The following is a 15,726-nucleotide window of genomic DNA, read 5'->3' as shown; positions in this document are numbered from 1 at the left end:
GGGGTCGTCTCCGGCGCCGCAGGCATCCTCGCCGCATTCCACGCCTGGGCCGAGACCGGCACGGACGGCACGGCCCGCCCCGGCGGCGACATCGGGCTCCGCCTCACCGCCGCGTACGCCCGGGAGACCGAACTCGCCGAACCGGCGCTGCCCTGGCACACCCTGCGCACTCCCGTCGCCGACCTCGCCGGGTCCCTCGCCTTCACCGCCGGGGCACTCGGCAAGATCGCCGCCGATGTCCTCACCCTCTCGCGCACCGAGATCGGCGAGGTGAGCGAGGGGAGCGAGGGGAGCGGCGGAGGCTCGTCGGCCATGCCGCACAAGGCGAACCCGGTCCGGGCCGCACTCCTCGCGGCCGCCGCCCGGCGCGCACCCGCCCTGGCCGCGGTTCTCCTCGGCGGCACGGCCGCCGAGGACGAGCGCCCGGCCGGCGCCTGGCACGCGGGGTGGGACACACTGCGCGACCTGCTGCGGCTGGTGGGCGGCGCCGCACGCGACGCCGCCGAACCCACCGCCGGCCTGCGCGTCCACCCGGCCCCCATGCGCGAACACCTCGGCCTCACCGACGGGTTGATCGTCTCCGAGCGCCTCGCCGCCGTACTCGCGCCCCGCGTCGGCCGCACAGGTGCCAAGGACCTCCTCGCCCGCGCCGCCGAGCGCGTTCGCACGAAGCGCACCCCCCTGGCGGACGTCCTCGCCGAAAAACCGCGCCTCGCCGGGCTGCCGTTGCACGAGCTCACCGACCCCACCCGCTACACCGGCTCCGCCGGGCCGCTCACCGACCGGGCACTGGACAGACGATGAACGACACACTCCTGCACCACCGCGCCGAGGGACCCGCCACCGCACCGCCGCTGCTGCTCGCCCCCTCCCTCGGCACCTCCACGGCCCTGTGGGACGGCGTCGCTCCGGGACTCTCCACGATCCACCGGGTCGTACGCTGGGACCTGCCGGGACACGGCGGCTCGGCCGCGTCCCTGATCGGCCCCGGAGCGAGCGTCGCCGACCTCGCCGCGCGCATCCTCGACCTCGCCGACTCCCTCGGCATCGACCGTTTCCGCTACGCGGGCGTCTCGCTCGGCGGGGCCGTCGGACTGTGGCTCGCCGCCCACCACCCCGAGCGGGTCGAGAGCCTCGCCGTCGTCTGCTCCTCCGCTCACTTCGGGGACGCGGCCCCCTGGCGGGAACGGGCCGCGCTGGTCCGCCGCGAGGGCACCGCACCCGTCGCCGCGACGGCCGCCTCCCGGTGGTTCACCCCGGCGTTCACCTCGCCACGGCTTCTGGACGACCTGCGCGCCGCGGACCGGCAGGCGTACGCGGCGTGCTGTGACGCGCTCGCCGCCTATGACGTCCGCCCGCACCTCGGTGCCGTCTGCGCGCCGACCCTCGTCGTGGCGGGCCGCGACGACCCGACGACCCCGCCCGGCCACGCCCGCGAACTCGCCGACGCCGTCCCGGGCGCCACCCTCACCGAGCTGGCGCACGCGGCCCACCTCGCGCCCGCCGAGCGCCCGGCCGCCGTCCTCGCCGCTCTGCGCGCCCACTTCATCGGCGACGCGGGCGACGGCACTGTCGCTCTGCCAGATCCGTCCCTCTAGAACATCAGGAGCAGCTCATGAGCAAACCCGAGTCCGAGTTCTTCCCTGTCACCGACGCTGCTTACACGGTGTGCCCCGGTGGCGACTCGAGGATCACCGAGCGGATTCTCTCCCGCGATCCGGAGACCGGCATCGCCACTCGCATCCTGCGGTACGAGGCCGGCGCCGATTCGACGCCGCAGGGTGTGCAGAAGCACGATTTCTGGGAGGAGGTCTACATCCTCGAGGGATCCTTCACCGATCTCATGCTGGGTGAGACGTTCACAGCCGGCATGTATGCGTGCCGTCCTCCCGGAATGCCGCACGGCCCCTGGCGAACCGATGAGGGTGTCGTCACCTTCGAGGTCCGCTACCGCGCCTGACCGACGAGGACACCCTGGCCTTGCCTGCACAGCCGCGTGGGCGTTTCATCCCGTATCCAGCCTCGCCGTCACGAAAGGAAGCCCCATGCCCTTCATCCGTATCGACTGGTTGCCCGGCAGGAGCGTGGAACAGAAGCGTGAGCTTGCAGAAGTACTGACCAGGGAGATCAGCCGTATCGGCAGATGCGCGCCAGAATCGGTCGGCATCATCTTCAACGAGGTCGACCCGGAGAACTGGGCGAAGGACGGGAAGCTACTCGCCAACCGATGACGTCTGCGCAGAAGGCATGCCCACATGATTCAGTCCGGACCGCCGCCACCAGCGGCCGCTCCCGAGCAGGGCACCGCCTCCCGCTTCCCGTCGCGCTCGCTCATCACCATCCAAACTGGGTAGGTAGTTCTGCCTGGACGAGGGGTGGGATGACGGCAGCGGAGCGGACGACGGCACCTCGCACTCACCTGCGTCACAGTCCCCGGGCGGAGCTGCTGCGTCAGTTGTCAGGTGCGGCGATGTCAGCGATGGCTGCAGAGATCTGATCGAGGCGTGTGGGGTCAAGGGAGTAGAGGACGCAGTAGCCGTCGCGCCGTGCGGTCCTCAGCCCCGCCTGGGTCATCTGCCGGAGGTGCCGGGAGATCACGGATTGCGACAGGCCAAGGAGGGTGGCGAGTTCCTGGGTGCTGCGGCTCTGGCCGGCCAGGCAGGCGGCGATCTGCAGGCGTGGTGCGGCCGCCAGGGCCGCAGTGGGCCAGAAGTCCATCCTGGCTCGCGCGGCGTGGAGCGGAGGCGGGGGGCGAAGGACAGTGGGCCAGCTCCTGCCCTTCGCCGCCTTCCTGGGCTATCTCTACCCGCCCATCCGCGCCCTGGGCCAGAGCTCCAACTGAGCCTGACCGCCGCGACCGCAGGAGCGGAACGCCTGCTGGAGATCCTCCACACCCGACCAGCCGTCACCGATCCACCAGGTCCGCTTCCACCACCTTGGCGCACCGGAGCCCGCCCTGGCCGACGTCTCACTCACCGCCCGCCCCGGCGAACTGGTCATCGTCACCGGCCCCAGCGGAGCGGGCAAATCCACCCTGGGCAACCTCCTGCTGCGCTTCTACGACCCCAGCCACGGCGAGATCCGCCTGGACGGGGCGCCCCTTCCCACCATCCCTCTGGAATTCCTGCGTCGGAACATCGCCTTGCTCCCGCAGCAGACCCTCATCCTGCACGACACCATCCGCGAGAACATCGCCTGCGGCCGCCCCGGCGCCAGCGACCACGACATCGTCCAGGCCGCCCGCGCCGCCGCCCACGACTTCATCACCGGACTACCCCACGGCTACGACACCCCCATCGATCCCCACACCGCCCAGCTCTCCGGCGGTCAGCTCCAGCGCATCGCCATCGCCCGCGCCATGCTCCGCGACGCACCCGTCCTCGTCCTGGACGAACCGACCACCGGACTCGACGCCGTCGCCGCACGCCGCATACTCACCCCACTGCGACGGCTCATGGCAGGCCGCACCACCATCCTGATCACCCACGACGTCAACCTCGCCCCCGACGCCGTGCTGGACCACGGCCACCTCACCGAAAGCGGCACCCACACCCACCTCCTCACCCAACAAGGCACCTACGCCCTACTCCACCACTCACACAGCGACACCCCCAACACCCCGAATCTGGCGACTCGCCCCATCCCACCGTGGAATCAAGAGCGGCCTCCAACACCTCGGCCAGCCGCGCCACTTCTTCCCGCAGGCCCTCCACGCGCACCCGGGCAGCCGTCTCCCGTGCCTCCAGCATTCCCAGCACCGACGTCACCGGACACCCCTCGGGCATGAAGCAGACACAAGACGCCACATGCCTCCCTCAACCCGAACGAACCATGTCTGACTAGCAGAATCAGCGAATCACGTTCGGTTGAGATACGGCTTCTCATACGTTTCCATTGAACTGCGGCTTTCGGCCAGATCAGTCAAGTCCCCGTCAGTGGCTGGAAGCCAGCAGCGGCGAGGGCCCTCTCCCACGGTCTATGGCCAGGCATGCAGGGCAGGTCGCCATACCGCACGCACGATTCGTGCGTGCCCCGGCAACCTTCGCAACTATCTGAACCCACTACGCACTTGGCAGACATTCATGAGGGGCGTGCGCGACCGTAACCTTTCACCGACTGGCCTGGAGCCAACCCGACACTGCTCATTAACATGGGAGGCGGGAATGACGTAGACAGACCGAGGAGACTGGGGCAGAAGCTGCAGCACGTCGTGCGGCGGCGCAGTACCAGGTCAGTGCGCGTCAAGTGGGCCCAGCGGAAAAGATCCGGAAGAGGGCCCGATTCCTGACGTTGATGCACAGACATACTTCGTACCGTCTCGGCAGCTCAGCCTCGCCAACTCCAACTGCCCCGGCTGCGCGAACAAGACCAGTGCGCTGCACCGCCATGGTGCCGAAAACGAACTCCAGCCGTGCGTGACGCGGAGGCACCACCGCATCACCTGCGGGCCATCTGCCCGCGTCCACATGACGAAGAGCCTCGCGTCCCTCCTCACACCTCTCACCGCAGTGAGAACGGGAGCGCATCTAGTCCTCGGTCGTCGAGGACCACAAAGATATAGTCCTCGACTCCATGCCGGATGGGCGGACAGTGTGCTCCAGGCAGGTACTCGTCCACCACCTGCAGTTCTACTTTCCACACAGCGCAGTCATCCCCCATAGTGCAGCAACCCCCACAATCACGGAGAACCAATGATGTTCCGCCGCAAGATCACCCTGCTAGGCGTTCTTCTTCTCTTCGCATCGCTGTTCTGGCTGCCGTCAGCCGGTGCCGCTGATGCAACCCGGGTGCTCATGCTCGGAAAGCCGGAGATGTCCGTCCAGACGGGGCAGAACCTGACGCTGGCAATGCGCTTCGACGCCGTGCCGATGAATGAAGACTACGAGGTCTTCGTACATTTCATAGGCGTGAACGGAGAGCACCATTCGGCCCTGAACGGGGACCACTCGCCGCCCCGGCCGACCTCCACGTGGAGCGGCGCAGTCAGCTACGACCACACCGTTTCCATTCCCCCGGAAACCCCGGCGGGACAGTACTCCGTACGCGTCGGCCTCTACCAGAACCACTCACCGTGGGACCGGGTGGCCCTCACGCAAGGAGACGGGGTTACCGTCGACGACCAAGTCCGCTACACCGTCGGCAAGGTCACCGTGTCAGCATCCAGCGGGGACTCCCGTTACCACTTGTACGTGGCCACTACGGGTTCCGACAGCAACCCCGGAACCCAGGCGCAGCCGTTCCGGACCATCGCGGCTGCGTCTCGAGCCGCCCAGCCGGACACCACCGTGCATGTCGCCGCGGGAACCTATCCGGGAGACTTCACCACGACAGCGAGCGGGACGGAGGCGGGCCGCATCCGATACGTCTCCGACGTCGAGTGGGGTGCGAAGATCGTGCCGGCAGCTATCTCCGGGAGCCGTATCGCCTGGAGCAACAAGGGCAGCTACGTCGACATCGTCGGGTTCGAGGTGGACGGCACGGCACACCAAAGCGGCACCAAGTGGTGGAACGGCATCGGCACACTCGGCTCCTACACCCGCATCACGGGCAACCACGTCCACCACATCGCAACTTCAGCTGATGACTGCAACACGGACAACGGCGGCTCCGGCATCAACGCGAGCAACTACGAACACGGATACCACGTCGATATCGTCGGCAACGTCGTGCACCACATAGGTACCGCCAGCTGCAAATTGGTTCAGGGTATCTACATGGCGACGAAGGGCACGGTGAAGAACAACGTTGTGCATCACGTCGGAAACTGGGGAATCCATCTCTGGCACGATGCCAGGAACATCGATATCGCAAACAACACGGTCGTTCACAACGGCAACGGCATCATCGTCGGCGGTGGCGACAACTACCATCTCGCCGGCCCGTGCGACTACGTCAACGTCTCCAACAACATCGTCTACGGCAACACCCAAGGAATCGCCGAACAGGGCAACTTCGGTACCCACAACACCTACACCAACAATCTGTCGTACAACAACTCGCTGCACAACTACAACCTCCGCAACCCCCACACTCAGGACGTCACCGGAGATCCGAAGTTCATGGACCTCGCCAGCGCCAACTACCGCCTACGCAGCGGCTCCCCGGCGCTGGATAGCGGATCGGCCACCTATGCGCCGACCACAGACATCGAGCGGATTCCGCGGCCGCAAGGCGCAGGATTCGATCTCGGCGCGTACGAGAGGCCCTCTTGGTTTGAATCCGCCAGCAGCTCGGACAACTGAAGGCACCGGCCGGACGTTAAAGTAGGCTCGACGCAACGCCGATGGCGGCCCATGGTGACCATAGGCTGAAGCCACCGACGGCCGTAGCAGCGACGTAGTGGTCTGGCTCCGGCTGTGTCGATGCTCCCTGCGGCACATCCAGTACCGCAGCGACCTCATAGACGGCTACCTCGCCGAGAGCGGCCTAGGCCGTTTTCTTCGGGTCATCTGATCGTTGGTTGATGTGTGTCGTTGACTGATGCCCAGTGGGCACGGATCGAGCCGTTGCTGCCCGACCGGACGCCGAGGCGGGGCGGGCGGTGACGTGATCACCGGCAGGTAATCGACGCGATTGCGTTCAAGTACCGCACTGGGACGCCGTGGATGGATCTGCCCGAGCACTTCGGGTGGTGGAAGGGCGCCCACAACCGGCTGCGGAAGTGGGCCGCCGACGGCACCTGGGAGAAGGTCTTCACCGCCCTGCTCGCCCAGGCCGACGCCGAAGGCGACCTCGACTGGGTCGTCGCGGTCGACTCCACGATCGTCCGGGCTCATCAGCACGCCGCCGGGGCCCGTCAAAAGGGGCCCCGGCCGGCGAGCCGCACGACCATGCCCTCGGACGATCTCGCGGCGGACTGACCACGAAGATCCACCTCGCCGCAGACGGCAACTGCCGCCCGCTCGCCTTCGTCCTCACGCCTGGCCAGGCCGGTGACGCACCCGCGTTCGCCCGGGTCATGGCCCGCTTCACTACAAGAGACGCATCCGGCCCACCTCCCACTACACGATGGGCTGGCTGCCCCTGCTCTCACGTATGGCCGCCCGCACGCCCCGCTTCGCCAACGCGCTGACCGCATCCCGCATCGCCCCGCTGATCAAACGCCTGGGCGGCATCGCCGCGGAGCGGGACGTACCACAGTTCGCCGAACAGACCTTCCTGCCCTGGTTCCGCACCCGCACCCCCGACGGTGACGGACACCGCGGACCGGTCATGCTCTGGGTCGACTCCTTCAACAACCACTTCACCCTCGAGGTCCTCAAGGCCGGAGTGACCGTGCTGGAACACGCGGGCTTCCGCGTTCAGGTCCCCGACGGCACACAGTGCTGCGGACTGACGTGGATCACCACCGGGCAGCTCGGCATTGCCCGCCGCATCGCGCAACGCACCGTCACTGCGCTGGCGCCGGCCGCACGCGTCGGGATACCCGTCGTCGGCCTCGAGCCCAGTTGCACCGCAGCCCTCAAATCCGACCTGCCCGAACTTCTCGACGGCAACAGCGACGCCCATGCCCTGGCCCGGGCGACCGTTACCTTCGCCGAACTCCTCGTTCAGCAGGTACCCGACTGGCAGCCACCGCGCCTTGAAGCCCGACGCACTGCCACCAGCACGCCACCTCCGGCTTCAGCGCCGACAACACGTTGCTGCAAGCCATGGGTGTCGACAACGACAGCCTCGAGTCCGGCTGCTGCGGAATGGCCGGCAACTTCGGTTTCGAGCGCGGCCACTACGACTTGTCCGTCGCCGCCGGTGAGCAAGTGCCTCTTCCATGACGGCGACGGCATTGGCGCGCAGTCGGTTGGAGATCGTCTGGAAGATGGTGGGGGTTTCGGGGCGGAAACCAGAGTATCGGGCGTCCATGGCGAATGCGGCGGCAACGACGCCGCCCGCGTTGGCGACGAAGTCGGGTAGGACAGCTATGCCGCGCTGTGCGAGGATTTCCTGTGCTTGCGGAGAAGTGGGCAGATTCGCGCCTTCCGTAACGAGTGTGGCCTTGATCTGGTGGGCGGTCTCGTCGTTAATGACATCCTGCAGGGCGGCGGGAACCAGGATGTCGCAGTCGACGGTCAGTTCCCGGCCCGGGGGGATGACGGCTCCCTCGGGGTGCCGGTTCACGAAGTCGTCGCCGTGCTCCTCGCGGGCTGCGAGCAGGGACTGCACATCCAGGCCGCTGGGGTTGTGGAGCGCGCCCTTGGCGGTGGACACGGCGACGATGGTCGCGCTTGCAGCAGCTGGTGCGGGGGAGCGCAGCAGGCCGTTGTCCCACCTGAGCAGGCTACGCCGCCCCGTACGGGGACGGGGGACGGGCGGGACTGCTTCCTCTAACCGGAGGCGGGACGCGGGGAAGGCAGCGTTGTGTGCCGCGTGGCCATCGTCTTCGCGGTCTTCCCCCGAGCACGTCCGCATGTCTCACCAAGGGCCGTCTCGACCTGCCTGACCTGCTCGCGCATCCCAGTGGCCCACTCGCGTTCATGCCGATAGATCTCCATGATCTCCAGGATCTCCGCGTCGCCGGCGCTCGGCGAGGGGTGTGGCAGGAGGGCGGCCCGCATGGCCATGATGTCGGCCTCCAGCCTCAATCTGACCAGGCGGGCGAGCTCCACTGGGTGCCGGTGCAGGAGTTCTTCGTAATGCCATCGGGCCGGGGCCAGGTCGAACAGCCACGCCTTGGCCGACTGCAGGAAGCCGGGAGTGTTCGGTGGGCACACGGCGCCCGGCCACTGCGGGTTCGGGCGTTGTGGTCTGCCTGAGGGGCTCGATTTCCGGGTTGAGTACTCCATGATGTGGTCCTTGCTTCCCGCAGGGCGGCAGACTGAGCGCCGCTTCGGTTTGGCTTCACGGCATTACAGGCCCAGCTCAAACGTCGCAGAGCGGGAACTTCCGCAGGCCGTGCGCCTGGTGGCGAAGCGGCCACAGAGGTGCCAGAGCAGGAGACCGACCGAACCCCACCCAACGACATGGCCGGGGGTCCGGCGTTCTGCCGGATAGTTGAGGCAAAAGGTATCTGACCACCCAATATCCGCACAAGAGTCGGAAGAGAGCTCTTCGTGACGCCCCTTGGCGCGATCACCAGGACTACGACTCATCTGACCTGTTCCGGCTGTGCGCGGCCGATACGGTTCAAAACCCAGAGCGCAGTTCGGCCAGCGAACCGTCTCCGCTGACGCCTGTATGGGCTCGCTTCCTGTGTGACAGCTCGCCGTCCTGGCCGCAGATGAGGGGAGTGGCGACCCGCGTGGGCCGTACGCCGCCAGGTGTGGGCGGGGCCGATCCGGTCGCCCCCTCCTCGTGTGCGGCCGGTGGGTGGCCGACGCTCGCGACCGAGGAGAGCGAGAGCCGGCGTCGCGTGTGGGCACCTCCCGCCCCGAGACAGCCACCCACCCTACGGACACTCCGCGACCGTAAGTGGTGGCGCTCCTGGAGAAGTGCTGCGGATCCTGACGCTCCACACTCTCGACCTCGCTGGCCTTCCCCCACTCTCGGGCCAAACGTTCGATTCGAGAACTTGGGGGTTATTGAACAATCCTACCAATGCTCCTTTGTTTCGTTCAAGGCTTCCTCTGCCGGACTCCATCCCGGGACTGACATGGCCAAGCCAGACTTTCAGCGGCATGGTCACCATCGGCCCCGGCGGTGACTGTGGCGACCTCGTGCTGGAGCACGTCGGCCGAGGCCACACCGAGGGCGACATCGTCGCCTGGCTGCCCAAGCACCAAGATCCTCTTCGCCGGTGACCTCGTCGAGGCCCAGGCTGCCCTCTACGCCGGCGACGCGTTCCACCGGGACTGGTCCACCACGCTGGACCATTGACGGCCGTGGCGCAGTAGCCCGCCGACGCGAAGCGGTCGACGCAGCCATCGCCCAGATCCGCCGTTTCCCTCCAGGTCATGTTGCGCGAGGTCGGCGACGTCCAGGCGGGTGGCGGCACAGTGCACTGGCTCTGCGGTGCCGGATGGTGCTGGAGTGTGTAACCGGAGCTAGGCGTCGACATCACCTGGCGCGCAAGCTGCGGCCCTCCGGTCATCCGTGTAGATGCCGACGAGCTCGGCCACAGTCAGGGCGGTGGCGGCGACTCGCAGAGCGTTGATGAGGGACCAGGCGCCGGCGAGAGCGCGGACCCGCATCGGATCGTCGGCCGGAGGCCCGAAGAAGAGGATGCCGTTGATCTGCGTGACCGCGACTCCCGTGAGCGCGGCCATCGCGATAGGTCCACTGATGGCAACGGCAGCCGGTCCCATGCGCACCCTTGAACCAAGCGACCGAACCCACACCTCGGGCGCGTCCAGGCTCCGGCTCTCCACGCCCTGTGACTGCACGCGAAGAGTCGGAAGGTCGCCCTTCTATCACGTCGCCAGAGATCGTTTCCGTGCCACACGGGGAAGCGTGGTGCGACGCCTCCTTGTTGCAACCTTCCCCCACGGAACAACTATCGTTCAACAATCCTTCAATAGAACCGGAGATTATGCCCGTACTGGATAGGCGAAGAACTTCGCCGGCGCACTGACGTGCCCGGTCCACAACGCCGGGCGGTGTGGGCACCTCCGGTTCGTTGGGGCGGCCACCGAGGAGAGGACTTGCGTATGACGGTGCTGACTGGGTCCCGCGCAGACGATGGCACACAGGCCGTGCGGCTTCCCCGTGGGCCAGCAGGGAAGCATCCATCAGTTTCAGTTGTCTTGTCAGATTTCCAGCCAGTTTTCCTGAGTTCGCCTGTTCCTCAGGACGTGCTCCGGCAGCGGCAGGCGGAGGCCATGGCCGTCGCTCGCTATCAGGCTGAGAACATCACCTCTGCTGACGAGCGCGAGCGCGTCCGGGACGACATTCATGGCCTGATGACCAGGTACGGTGTATCGGCTCAGCACATCTCACAGCGTGCGGTCAACATCATGGCCCCGGTGAGCCCCCTTGTGTCGCCCGGCTCGGCTGCCGACTTCGAGCTGCTGTTCAGCGACCCCACCGGAGACGGGCTCGACCAACGCATGGCGCTGTTCGACCGCATGGCCTATGAGGTGTTCGAACGCGGCTACAAGGAGCCGGGGCTGCCGCCCCCTGACGACATCATCCACGTCAGCTGTGCGGGCTATCTGCTGCCGAGCCCGGCCCAGCGATTCGTCTCCGATCGCGGCTGGCTCGGCTCGACGGTCACGCACTCCTACCACATGGGCTGCTACGGAGCCTTCCCCGCGATCCGCATCGCACTCGGGCTCATCGGCTCGTCGCACGCCTGCCTGCCGCACGGCAAGGAGCGCGTGGATATTGTCCATACCGAGTTCCTGTCGGTGCACCTCAACCTGCTGGCCCGGGAACCCGACAAGCTGGTCACGAGCACCCTGTTCGCCGACGGATTCGTCAAGTACACGGCGTTCTCGCAGGCCGCGCTCGCCGGGAGCGGCAAGAGGGGCCTGAAGTTCCTGGCGCTGAAGGAGTCCATCATCCCTGAGTCGCTGCAGCAGATGAGCCTGAAGCCCGGCCCCCGCCAGTTCGACATGTTCCTGGCCAAGGCGACGCCGCAACTGATTGGAGACTCCATCAGTGAGTTCGTGCGATCGCTGTGCAAAGAGGCCGGTGTTGACTTCCACCAGCGGAGAGTGGATATGGGCTTCGCGATTCACCCGGGCGGCCCGGCCATTCTCGATCAAGTCCGTGACGGTCTCGGCCTCGACGAGAGCCAGATCGCGCCGAGCCGCAAGGTTCTCTACGAGCACGGCAACATGGCGTCGGCGTCGGTGCCTCACATCTGGAAGGCGATCGTGGAGTCCGACACGGTACCCGTGGGGTCGCTGGTCCTGAGCGTGGCGTTCGGCCCTGGGGTGACGGTCTCCGGCGCCCTCTTCGAGAAGGTGTGAGGCGGCAAGGTGTCCAAAGCCTCCAGTGATGCAAGGAAGTTCTCCGTGCCGCTCGGGTTCTACGGTCTGGTGCGCGGCACCGCCGCCGCGGCCCCGGCTCTCGTCGGTCTCGGCCGGATCGAGTCGGCACTCCTGAGCCGCCGGCTCTCCCGGATCCCCATCGACCGCCCCACCTACATCTGCGGTCTGCCCCGGTCCGGGACGACCGTCTCGCTGCAGATGCTCAGCGAACACCCGGACATCGCCACCCACCGGTACTCGGACTTCCTGATGCCCTACCTGCCGTGGCTGTGGAACCGGCTCTTCCCCAAGCTCCCCGTGCGGGCAATGACCACCCCGGCACAGCGAGTCCACCGCGATCGCATCGAAGTGACCCGCGACAGTCCCGAAGGCGTCGAAGAGATGCTCTGGGAGCGGTACTTCCGCCACCTGTACGACGAGACGCGGCGCAGCGTGCTCGACACCGAAACCACCAACGAGCCGTTCGAGCGGTTCTACGCGGACCACATACGCAAACTGCTGCTGGTACGCGAACGCACGCGCTACCTCACCAAGAACGACCGATGTATCACGCGCATGCGCTACATACGCCAGGTCTTCCCCGACGCCCGCTTCCTGCTCTACGTCCGCCACCCGGTCAACCATGTGGCATCACTGCTGAAACAGGACCGCATCTGGCGCGATCTGCATCGCGACGACCCGCGCCAGGCGAAGTCGATCCAGCTGACCGGACATCACGCCTTCGGCCCGAGCGAGGTGGCGGCGAACGTGGGCGACGACGCCGTCATCCAGCAGATCCAGCAGTGTCGGCAGGAAGGACGGAACGCCCGCAGTCGCGCGCTGTATTGGGCGTCCGTCTATGGCTTCGTGCTCAGCCAGCTCGAGGACGACCCGGAGCTGGCTCGCTCTGTCTGTGTCGTCCGGTACGAGGACCTGTGCGGCAACCCCGCCGAGACGATAGACCGGATCCTGGCCCACACCGGTCTGTCCCACGACGACTTCGCTGCCACGCGTGCCCAGTACACGGAAAAGCTCTCGCTACCCGATTACTACCGCCCGGCATTCAACGACGCCGAACTGGCCGACATCGTGGATGCCACGCACAACGTGGCGGAAGCCTTCGGCTACGACCTGGACTGGCACATTCCAGGTAGCACCCGGTCTGTGACGGCGACAACCGAAAGAACCATGGCCTGAAACTGTTCCGACCACAGTTGGGCAGGCTGGCCAGCGACGGCTGTGGGAGGAGGCGGGCCGCCGGTGATATTCACCAGCACGTCGACGGGACTGAGCTCTTCCTCAACGGTCTTGACGAGCTGGCCAGTGGCGACGCCGTGCCCCGCACCAGCCGCAGCGTACGTCACCCGGACAATACGCCCGTGCTGCGTGACGGCCTCCTGCCAGCGGCGAGCGGGGGTGCGGGTCTTCAGGAAGCCGACCCGGCCGCACCCTCTACCGCCGGTTCGGGCCTCTGCGTACGGGCGCGGGTACGGGGCCGGGCACCATGGACGCTGCGGCGGCGAGATCGAGGTGGGAGTTCATGTCCAGCTCGAACCAGCCGTAGGGGTTTGCGTGGGTCCAGAACTGTGACGGAGCATTGATCTTCAGGGGGTTTGGTTCTTCGGGTCTGGTGTCCCGTCTTTGGGGGTGGGACTCGGGGTGGCTGGAGCGGCTGCGTTCAGGCGTGCTTGGTGTGGTCTGGTGGTGTGTTCGGTTTGCTTGTTCGGGCGCTTGGCCTGCTGTCCGGTAGTTGTGTGGGAACGATCTTGGGTTTCCAGTGGATGGAGTGGTGCGTCTATAGGGCGGCTGCGTTCTCTGGGGGCTTGGGAGTTCGCTTTGGCTGGTCAGTGGCGTGTGTGGGTGAGGAACACGCGGAGTGGGTCGTTCGCGTTTGGGGTCAGGCGGTCGAGGTTCATCCGGTGGGCGATGAGGGTGAGGGCGTCGTTGGTGTCGTGGTGTGGCCGGCTCGGGAGGGTGGCGAGCGAGCGGGCGAGGGCGACGGTTTCCGGATAGATCACCAGGTCGCGGGTCAGCAGGGCGGAGGAGGCGCTGCCCGTGGTGGTCAGGTGTGGGTTGGTCGCGCAGAGCTGGCCCAGGCGGGTGTGCCAGCGGTGGGTGAGGTGTTGTTGGTGGTCGTACCAGCGTGTGGTGATGGCGTGCGCGGTGGTCCAGGCGGTGGCTGCGCGGGGGTGGCGTAGGAGGCGCTGGTGGGCGTGGTGCGCCGTGGCGAGTTCGGGCGCGGCCCAGGTGCGGATGGTGGTGGTGAGTCGTGGGTCGGGGGCGGCTTGGTGGTGGTGTGGGCACACCAGCCGGTGCGGCGGCCGGTGAACCCAGGCGGTGTCGGTGGGGTCGTGGCTGCGGTGGCGGGTGCACAGGGTGCAGGCAAGAACGGGCTGCTGTGCGGCCTCGAGCCGTTTCCAGTGTGCGGCGGCTGCGGTGTGGTGGGTGTTGTCGTTGGGGGCGAGGCGGGGCAAGGCGTGTGTCAGGTGGGGCAGTGGGATGCGGGCCAGGGCGGCGAGGTGGTGGCAGGCGGCGGGGCTGAGGTGGAGTTCAGCTGTCGGTAGCGTGCCGTGGCCGTTCAGGGTGATGCCGGCGCCGTCGAGGAGCTGGGGCAAGGTCAGCTGGTAGGTAAGGGCGAGGCGTTGGGTGTAGGAGGCGGTCGCTTCGGCGGGTAGCGGCCGTACGCGGAACACGCCCGGTGCTGCTGACGGGGTCCGCAGCCACGCCTCTGTGGTGACGACGCTGGGCTGCGCGTGGACGGTCGCGGCTCGGGTACGGGCCGCGACGTCTGTCCGGCTCACCGGGTGCTGGTATCCCGGCTGCAGGGCCGGTAGTGCTGTTCAGCGAGGTGATCGAGGCGGATCGCTTCGAGGGTGGTCTTGGTGATGCGTTCGGTGCCGTCGACCAAGGCGGTGATGGCGGCCTGGCGGACGAGGCGGGCAAGGCTGCCGATGCGGCCGGCGGTGCGCTCGTGCAGGTACGGGGCCAGCTTGGGGAGGGTCCCGGGCCGGTGGTGGCGTAGGTCGAGCGCGGCCTCCATCGCCTTGACGAGGTCGCGGAAGGGTTCGCTGTCGCCGAGGCGGGCGGGGAAGGCGGCGCAGTCGATGAGGGAGGCGCGTCCGGCGAGCTGGGCGCCGCGCACCCCAGTGAACAGGGGTGTGGTGGTGACGTTGATACCGGCGTAGACGAAGGTCGCGCCGATGCGTTCGGTGAGGTCTTTGATCAGGTCGGCACTCTGGGCGCCGGTGGTGGTGCGGGGGTTGAGCCGGTGGACCTCGTCGATCATGACCAGCTGGACTCCGGCAGACGTGTAGGTGTGGCAGACGGCGTTGGTGATCTGCGCCTGGGACATGCTGGCGGCGACGGGGATGCCCAGGTAGCGGGCGAACTCGGTGGCCAGGGTCTTGGCGCTGGCGGCGGGCGGGACCAGGACGTAGGCGACCGGGACCCGCCCGGCCGCCGCTGCAGCGCCGTGGCGTCGGGTGTGGGCGAGGTGGCATGCGCGTCCGACCTGGAGCAGGGCGGTGGTTTTCCCGGCGCCGGCGGGGCCTGTGACGATCAGGGACGGACGTGCGGTGACGGTCTGGTGGCGGCCGAGGATCATCAGCGTGCGCACGTTCTTGGCGAGGGCGTCGATGGCCGGGGTGCGTACGGTGACGAACCGCGAGTGGTAGGCCAGGCGTTCCTCCAGTCTGCGGGGCGGCGTCCCGGGTGGGGGAGGGGCCGCCATGGGTGTGGTGGCGAAGGCCTGGAAGCCGTCCCAGGTGGTCACCGACTGCGTCCGCGTCGCTGGGGCGTCGCCGTCGGTGCTTGCCGAGGCGCCGGGAGACCGGTCCGCTGTCGACGGGGACCTGCCGGCCGGTGTGTCGCCTGTGCCCGG

The 15,726-nt window shown here is 67.5% G+C and carries 14 protein-coding genes and 4 pseudogenes; 11 read left to right on the top strand and 7 right to left on the bottom strand.

Features of this window, described 5'->3' with window-relative positions; translation table 11 throughout:
• Nucleotides 1-6 precede the first annotated feature (6 nt).
• From QFZ82_RS39495 to QFZ82_RS39480, 4 genes and pseudogenes are all read left to right on the top strand, one after another.
• Nucleotides 7-804, top strand: a pseudogene (locus tag QFZ82_RS39495) (lyase family protein); the annotation flags it as partial.
• Nucleotides 801-1,568 (top strand): annotated as a pseudogene (gene pcaD, locus QFZ82_RS39490) (3-oxoadipate enol-lactonase); the annotation flags it as partial. The pseudogenes QFZ82_RS39495 and pcaD, both read left to right, overlap by 4 nt.
• 47 nt (nucleotides 1,569-1,615) lie before the next feature.
• Nucleotides 1,616-1,960, top strand: a complete 345-nt coding sequence (locus QFZ82_RS39485) for a cupin domain-containing protein (protein WP_307718064.1) — start codon at nucleotides 1,616-1,618, stop codon at nucleotides 1,958-1,960.
• A gap of 85 nt (nucleotides 1,961-2,045) precedes the next feature.
• Entirely contained in the window at nucleotides 2,046-2,231 is a 186-nt protein-coding gene (locus tag QFZ82_RS39480; protein ID WP_307718063.1) for a tautomerase family protein, read from the top strand.
• Nucleotides 2,232-2,451: 220 nt separating this feature from the next.
• On the opposite strand, the gene QFZ82_RS39475 is transcribed toward QFZ82_RS39480, so the two are convergent.
• Nucleotides 2,452-2,718, bottom strand: coding sequence for a metalloregulator ArsR/SmtB family transcription factor (locus QFZ82_RS39475; RefSeq protein ID WP_307718062.1), 267 nt, complete (start codon nucleotides 2,716-2,718; stop codon nucleotides 2,452-2,454).
• A gap of 193 nt (nucleotides 2,719-2,911) precedes the next feature.
• Here QFZ82_RS39475 and QFZ82_RS39470 point away from each other — a divergent pair, with 193 nt between their 5' ends.
• The 4 genes and pseudogenes from QFZ82_RS39470 to QFZ82_RS39950 all read left to right on the top strand — a co-directional run.
• Nucleotides 2,912-3,787 carry an ABC transporter ATP-binding protein gene (locus QFZ82_RS39470; RefSeq protein ID WP_373429468.1) on the top strand — a complete coding sequence of 292 codons (876 nt, stop codon included), beginning with the start codon at nucleotides 2,912-2,914 and terminating at the stop codon, nucleotides 3,785-3,787.
• A gap of 904 nt (nucleotides 3,788-4,691) precedes the next feature.
• The gene (locus tag QFZ82_RS39465; RefSeq protein ID WP_307718061.1) at nucleotides 4,692-6,242 is read left to right on the top strand and encodes a right-handed parallel beta-helix repeat-containing protein; all 1,551 of its coding nucleotides are present in this window, start codon (nucleotides 4,692-4,694) and stop codon (nucleotides 6,240-6,242) included.
• Between the two features lie 225 nt (nucleotides 6,243-6,467).
• Nucleotides 6,468-7,009: pseudogene (locus QFZ82_RS39460) on the top strand (IS5 family transposase); the annotation flags it as partial.
• Nucleotides 7,009-7,407, top strand: a pseudogene (locus QFZ82_RS39950) (FAD-binding oxidoreductase); the annotation flags it as partial. The pseudogenes QFZ82_RS39460 and QFZ82_RS39950, both read left to right, overlap by 1 nt.
• Nucleotides 7,408-7,623: 216 nt before the next feature.
• On the opposite strand, the gene QFZ82_RS39450 reads toward QFZ82_RS39950, so the two are convergent.
• Nucleotides 7,624-8,406, bottom strand: a complete 783-nt coding sequence (locus tag QFZ82_RS39450; RefSeq protein ID WP_307718059.1) for a hypothetical protein — start codon at nucleotides 8,404-8,406, stop codon at nucleotides 7,624-7,626.
• Entirely contained in the window at nucleotides 8,322-8,780 is a 459-nt protein-coding gene (locus QFZ82_RS39445; protein WP_307718058.1) for a hypothetical protein, read from the bottom strand. The genes QFZ82_RS39450 and QFZ82_RS39445 overlap by 85 nt, the downstream gene beginning before the upstream one ends.
• An 831-nt stretch (nucleotides 8,781-9,611) precedes the next feature.
• On the opposite strand from QFZ82_RS39445, the gene QFZ82_RS39440 reads away from it, so the two are divergent.
• On the top strand, nucleotides 9,612-9,734 hold the full coding sequence (locus QFZ82_RS39440) for a hypothetical protein (protein WP_307718057.1): 123 nt from the start codon (nucleotides 9,612-9,614) through the stop codon (nucleotides 9,732-9,734).
• A gap of 243 nt (nucleotides 9,735-9,977) precedes the next feature.
• Here the strand turns inward: QFZ82_RS39440 and QFZ82_RS39435 are convergent, their stop codons facing one another.
• On the bottom strand, nucleotides 9,978-10,199 hold the full coding sequence (locus tag QFZ82_RS39435) for a hypothetical protein (RefSeq protein WP_307718056.1): 222 nt from the start codon (nucleotides 10,197-10,199) through the stop codon (nucleotides 9,978-9,980).
• 552 nt (nucleotides 10,200-10,751) lie between these two features.
• On the opposite strand from QFZ82_RS39435, the gene QFZ82_RS39430 reads away from it, so the two are divergent.
• On the top strand, nucleotides 10,752-11,846 hold the full coding sequence (locus QFZ82_RS39430) for a 3-oxoacyl-[acyl-carrier-protein] synthase III C-terminal domain-containing protein (RefSeq protein WP_307718055.1): 1,095 nt from the start codon (nucleotides 10,752-10,754) through the stop codon (nucleotides 11,844-11,846).
• A gap of 9 nt (nucleotides 11,847-11,855) precedes the next feature.
• Nucleotides 11,856-13,043 (top strand): sulfotransferase, encoded by a 1,188-nt coding sequence (locus QFZ82_RS39425; RefSeq protein ID WP_307718054.1) that lies wholly within the window; start codon nucleotides 11,856-11,858, stop codon nucleotides 13,041-13,043.
• Here the strand turns inward: QFZ82_RS39425 and QFZ82_RS39420 are convergent.
• From QFZ82_RS39420 to QFZ82_RS39410, 3 genes are all read right to left on the bottom strand, one after another.
• Nucleotides 12,971-13,210, bottom strand: a complete 240-nt coding sequence (locus QFZ82_RS39420; RefSeq protein WP_307718053.1) for an SDR family NAD(P)-dependent oxidoreductase — start codon at nucleotides 13,208-13,210, stop codon at nucleotides 12,971-12,973. The genes QFZ82_RS39425 and QFZ82_RS39420 overlap by 73 nt on opposite strands.
• 480 nt (nucleotides 13,211-13,690) lie before the next feature.
• Complete coding sequence (locus QFZ82_RS39415; RefSeq protein WP_307718052.1) at nucleotides 13,691-14,647, bottom strand: TniQ family protein; 957 nt, start codon at nucleotides 14,645-14,647, stop codon at nucleotides 13,691-13,693.
• Nucleotides 14,644-15,618 carry an ATP-binding protein gene (locus tag QFZ82_RS39410; RefSeq protein ID WP_307718051.1) on the bottom strand — a complete coding sequence of 325 codons (975 nt, stop codon included), beginning with the start codon at nucleotides 15,616-15,618 and terminating at the stop codon, nucleotides 14,644-14,646. Before QFZ82_RS39410 ends, QFZ82_RS39415 begins: the two co-directional genes overlap by 4 nt.
• Between the last annotated feature and the right edge of the window lie 108 nt (nucleotides 15,619-15,726).

The organism is Streptomyces sp. V4I23, from assembly GCF_030817975.1.
Classification (GTDB): Bacteria; Actinomycetota; Actinomycetes; order Streptomycetales; family Streptomycetaceae; genus Streptomyces.
This window is presented reverse-complemented; position numbering and strand designations above follow the sequence as displayed.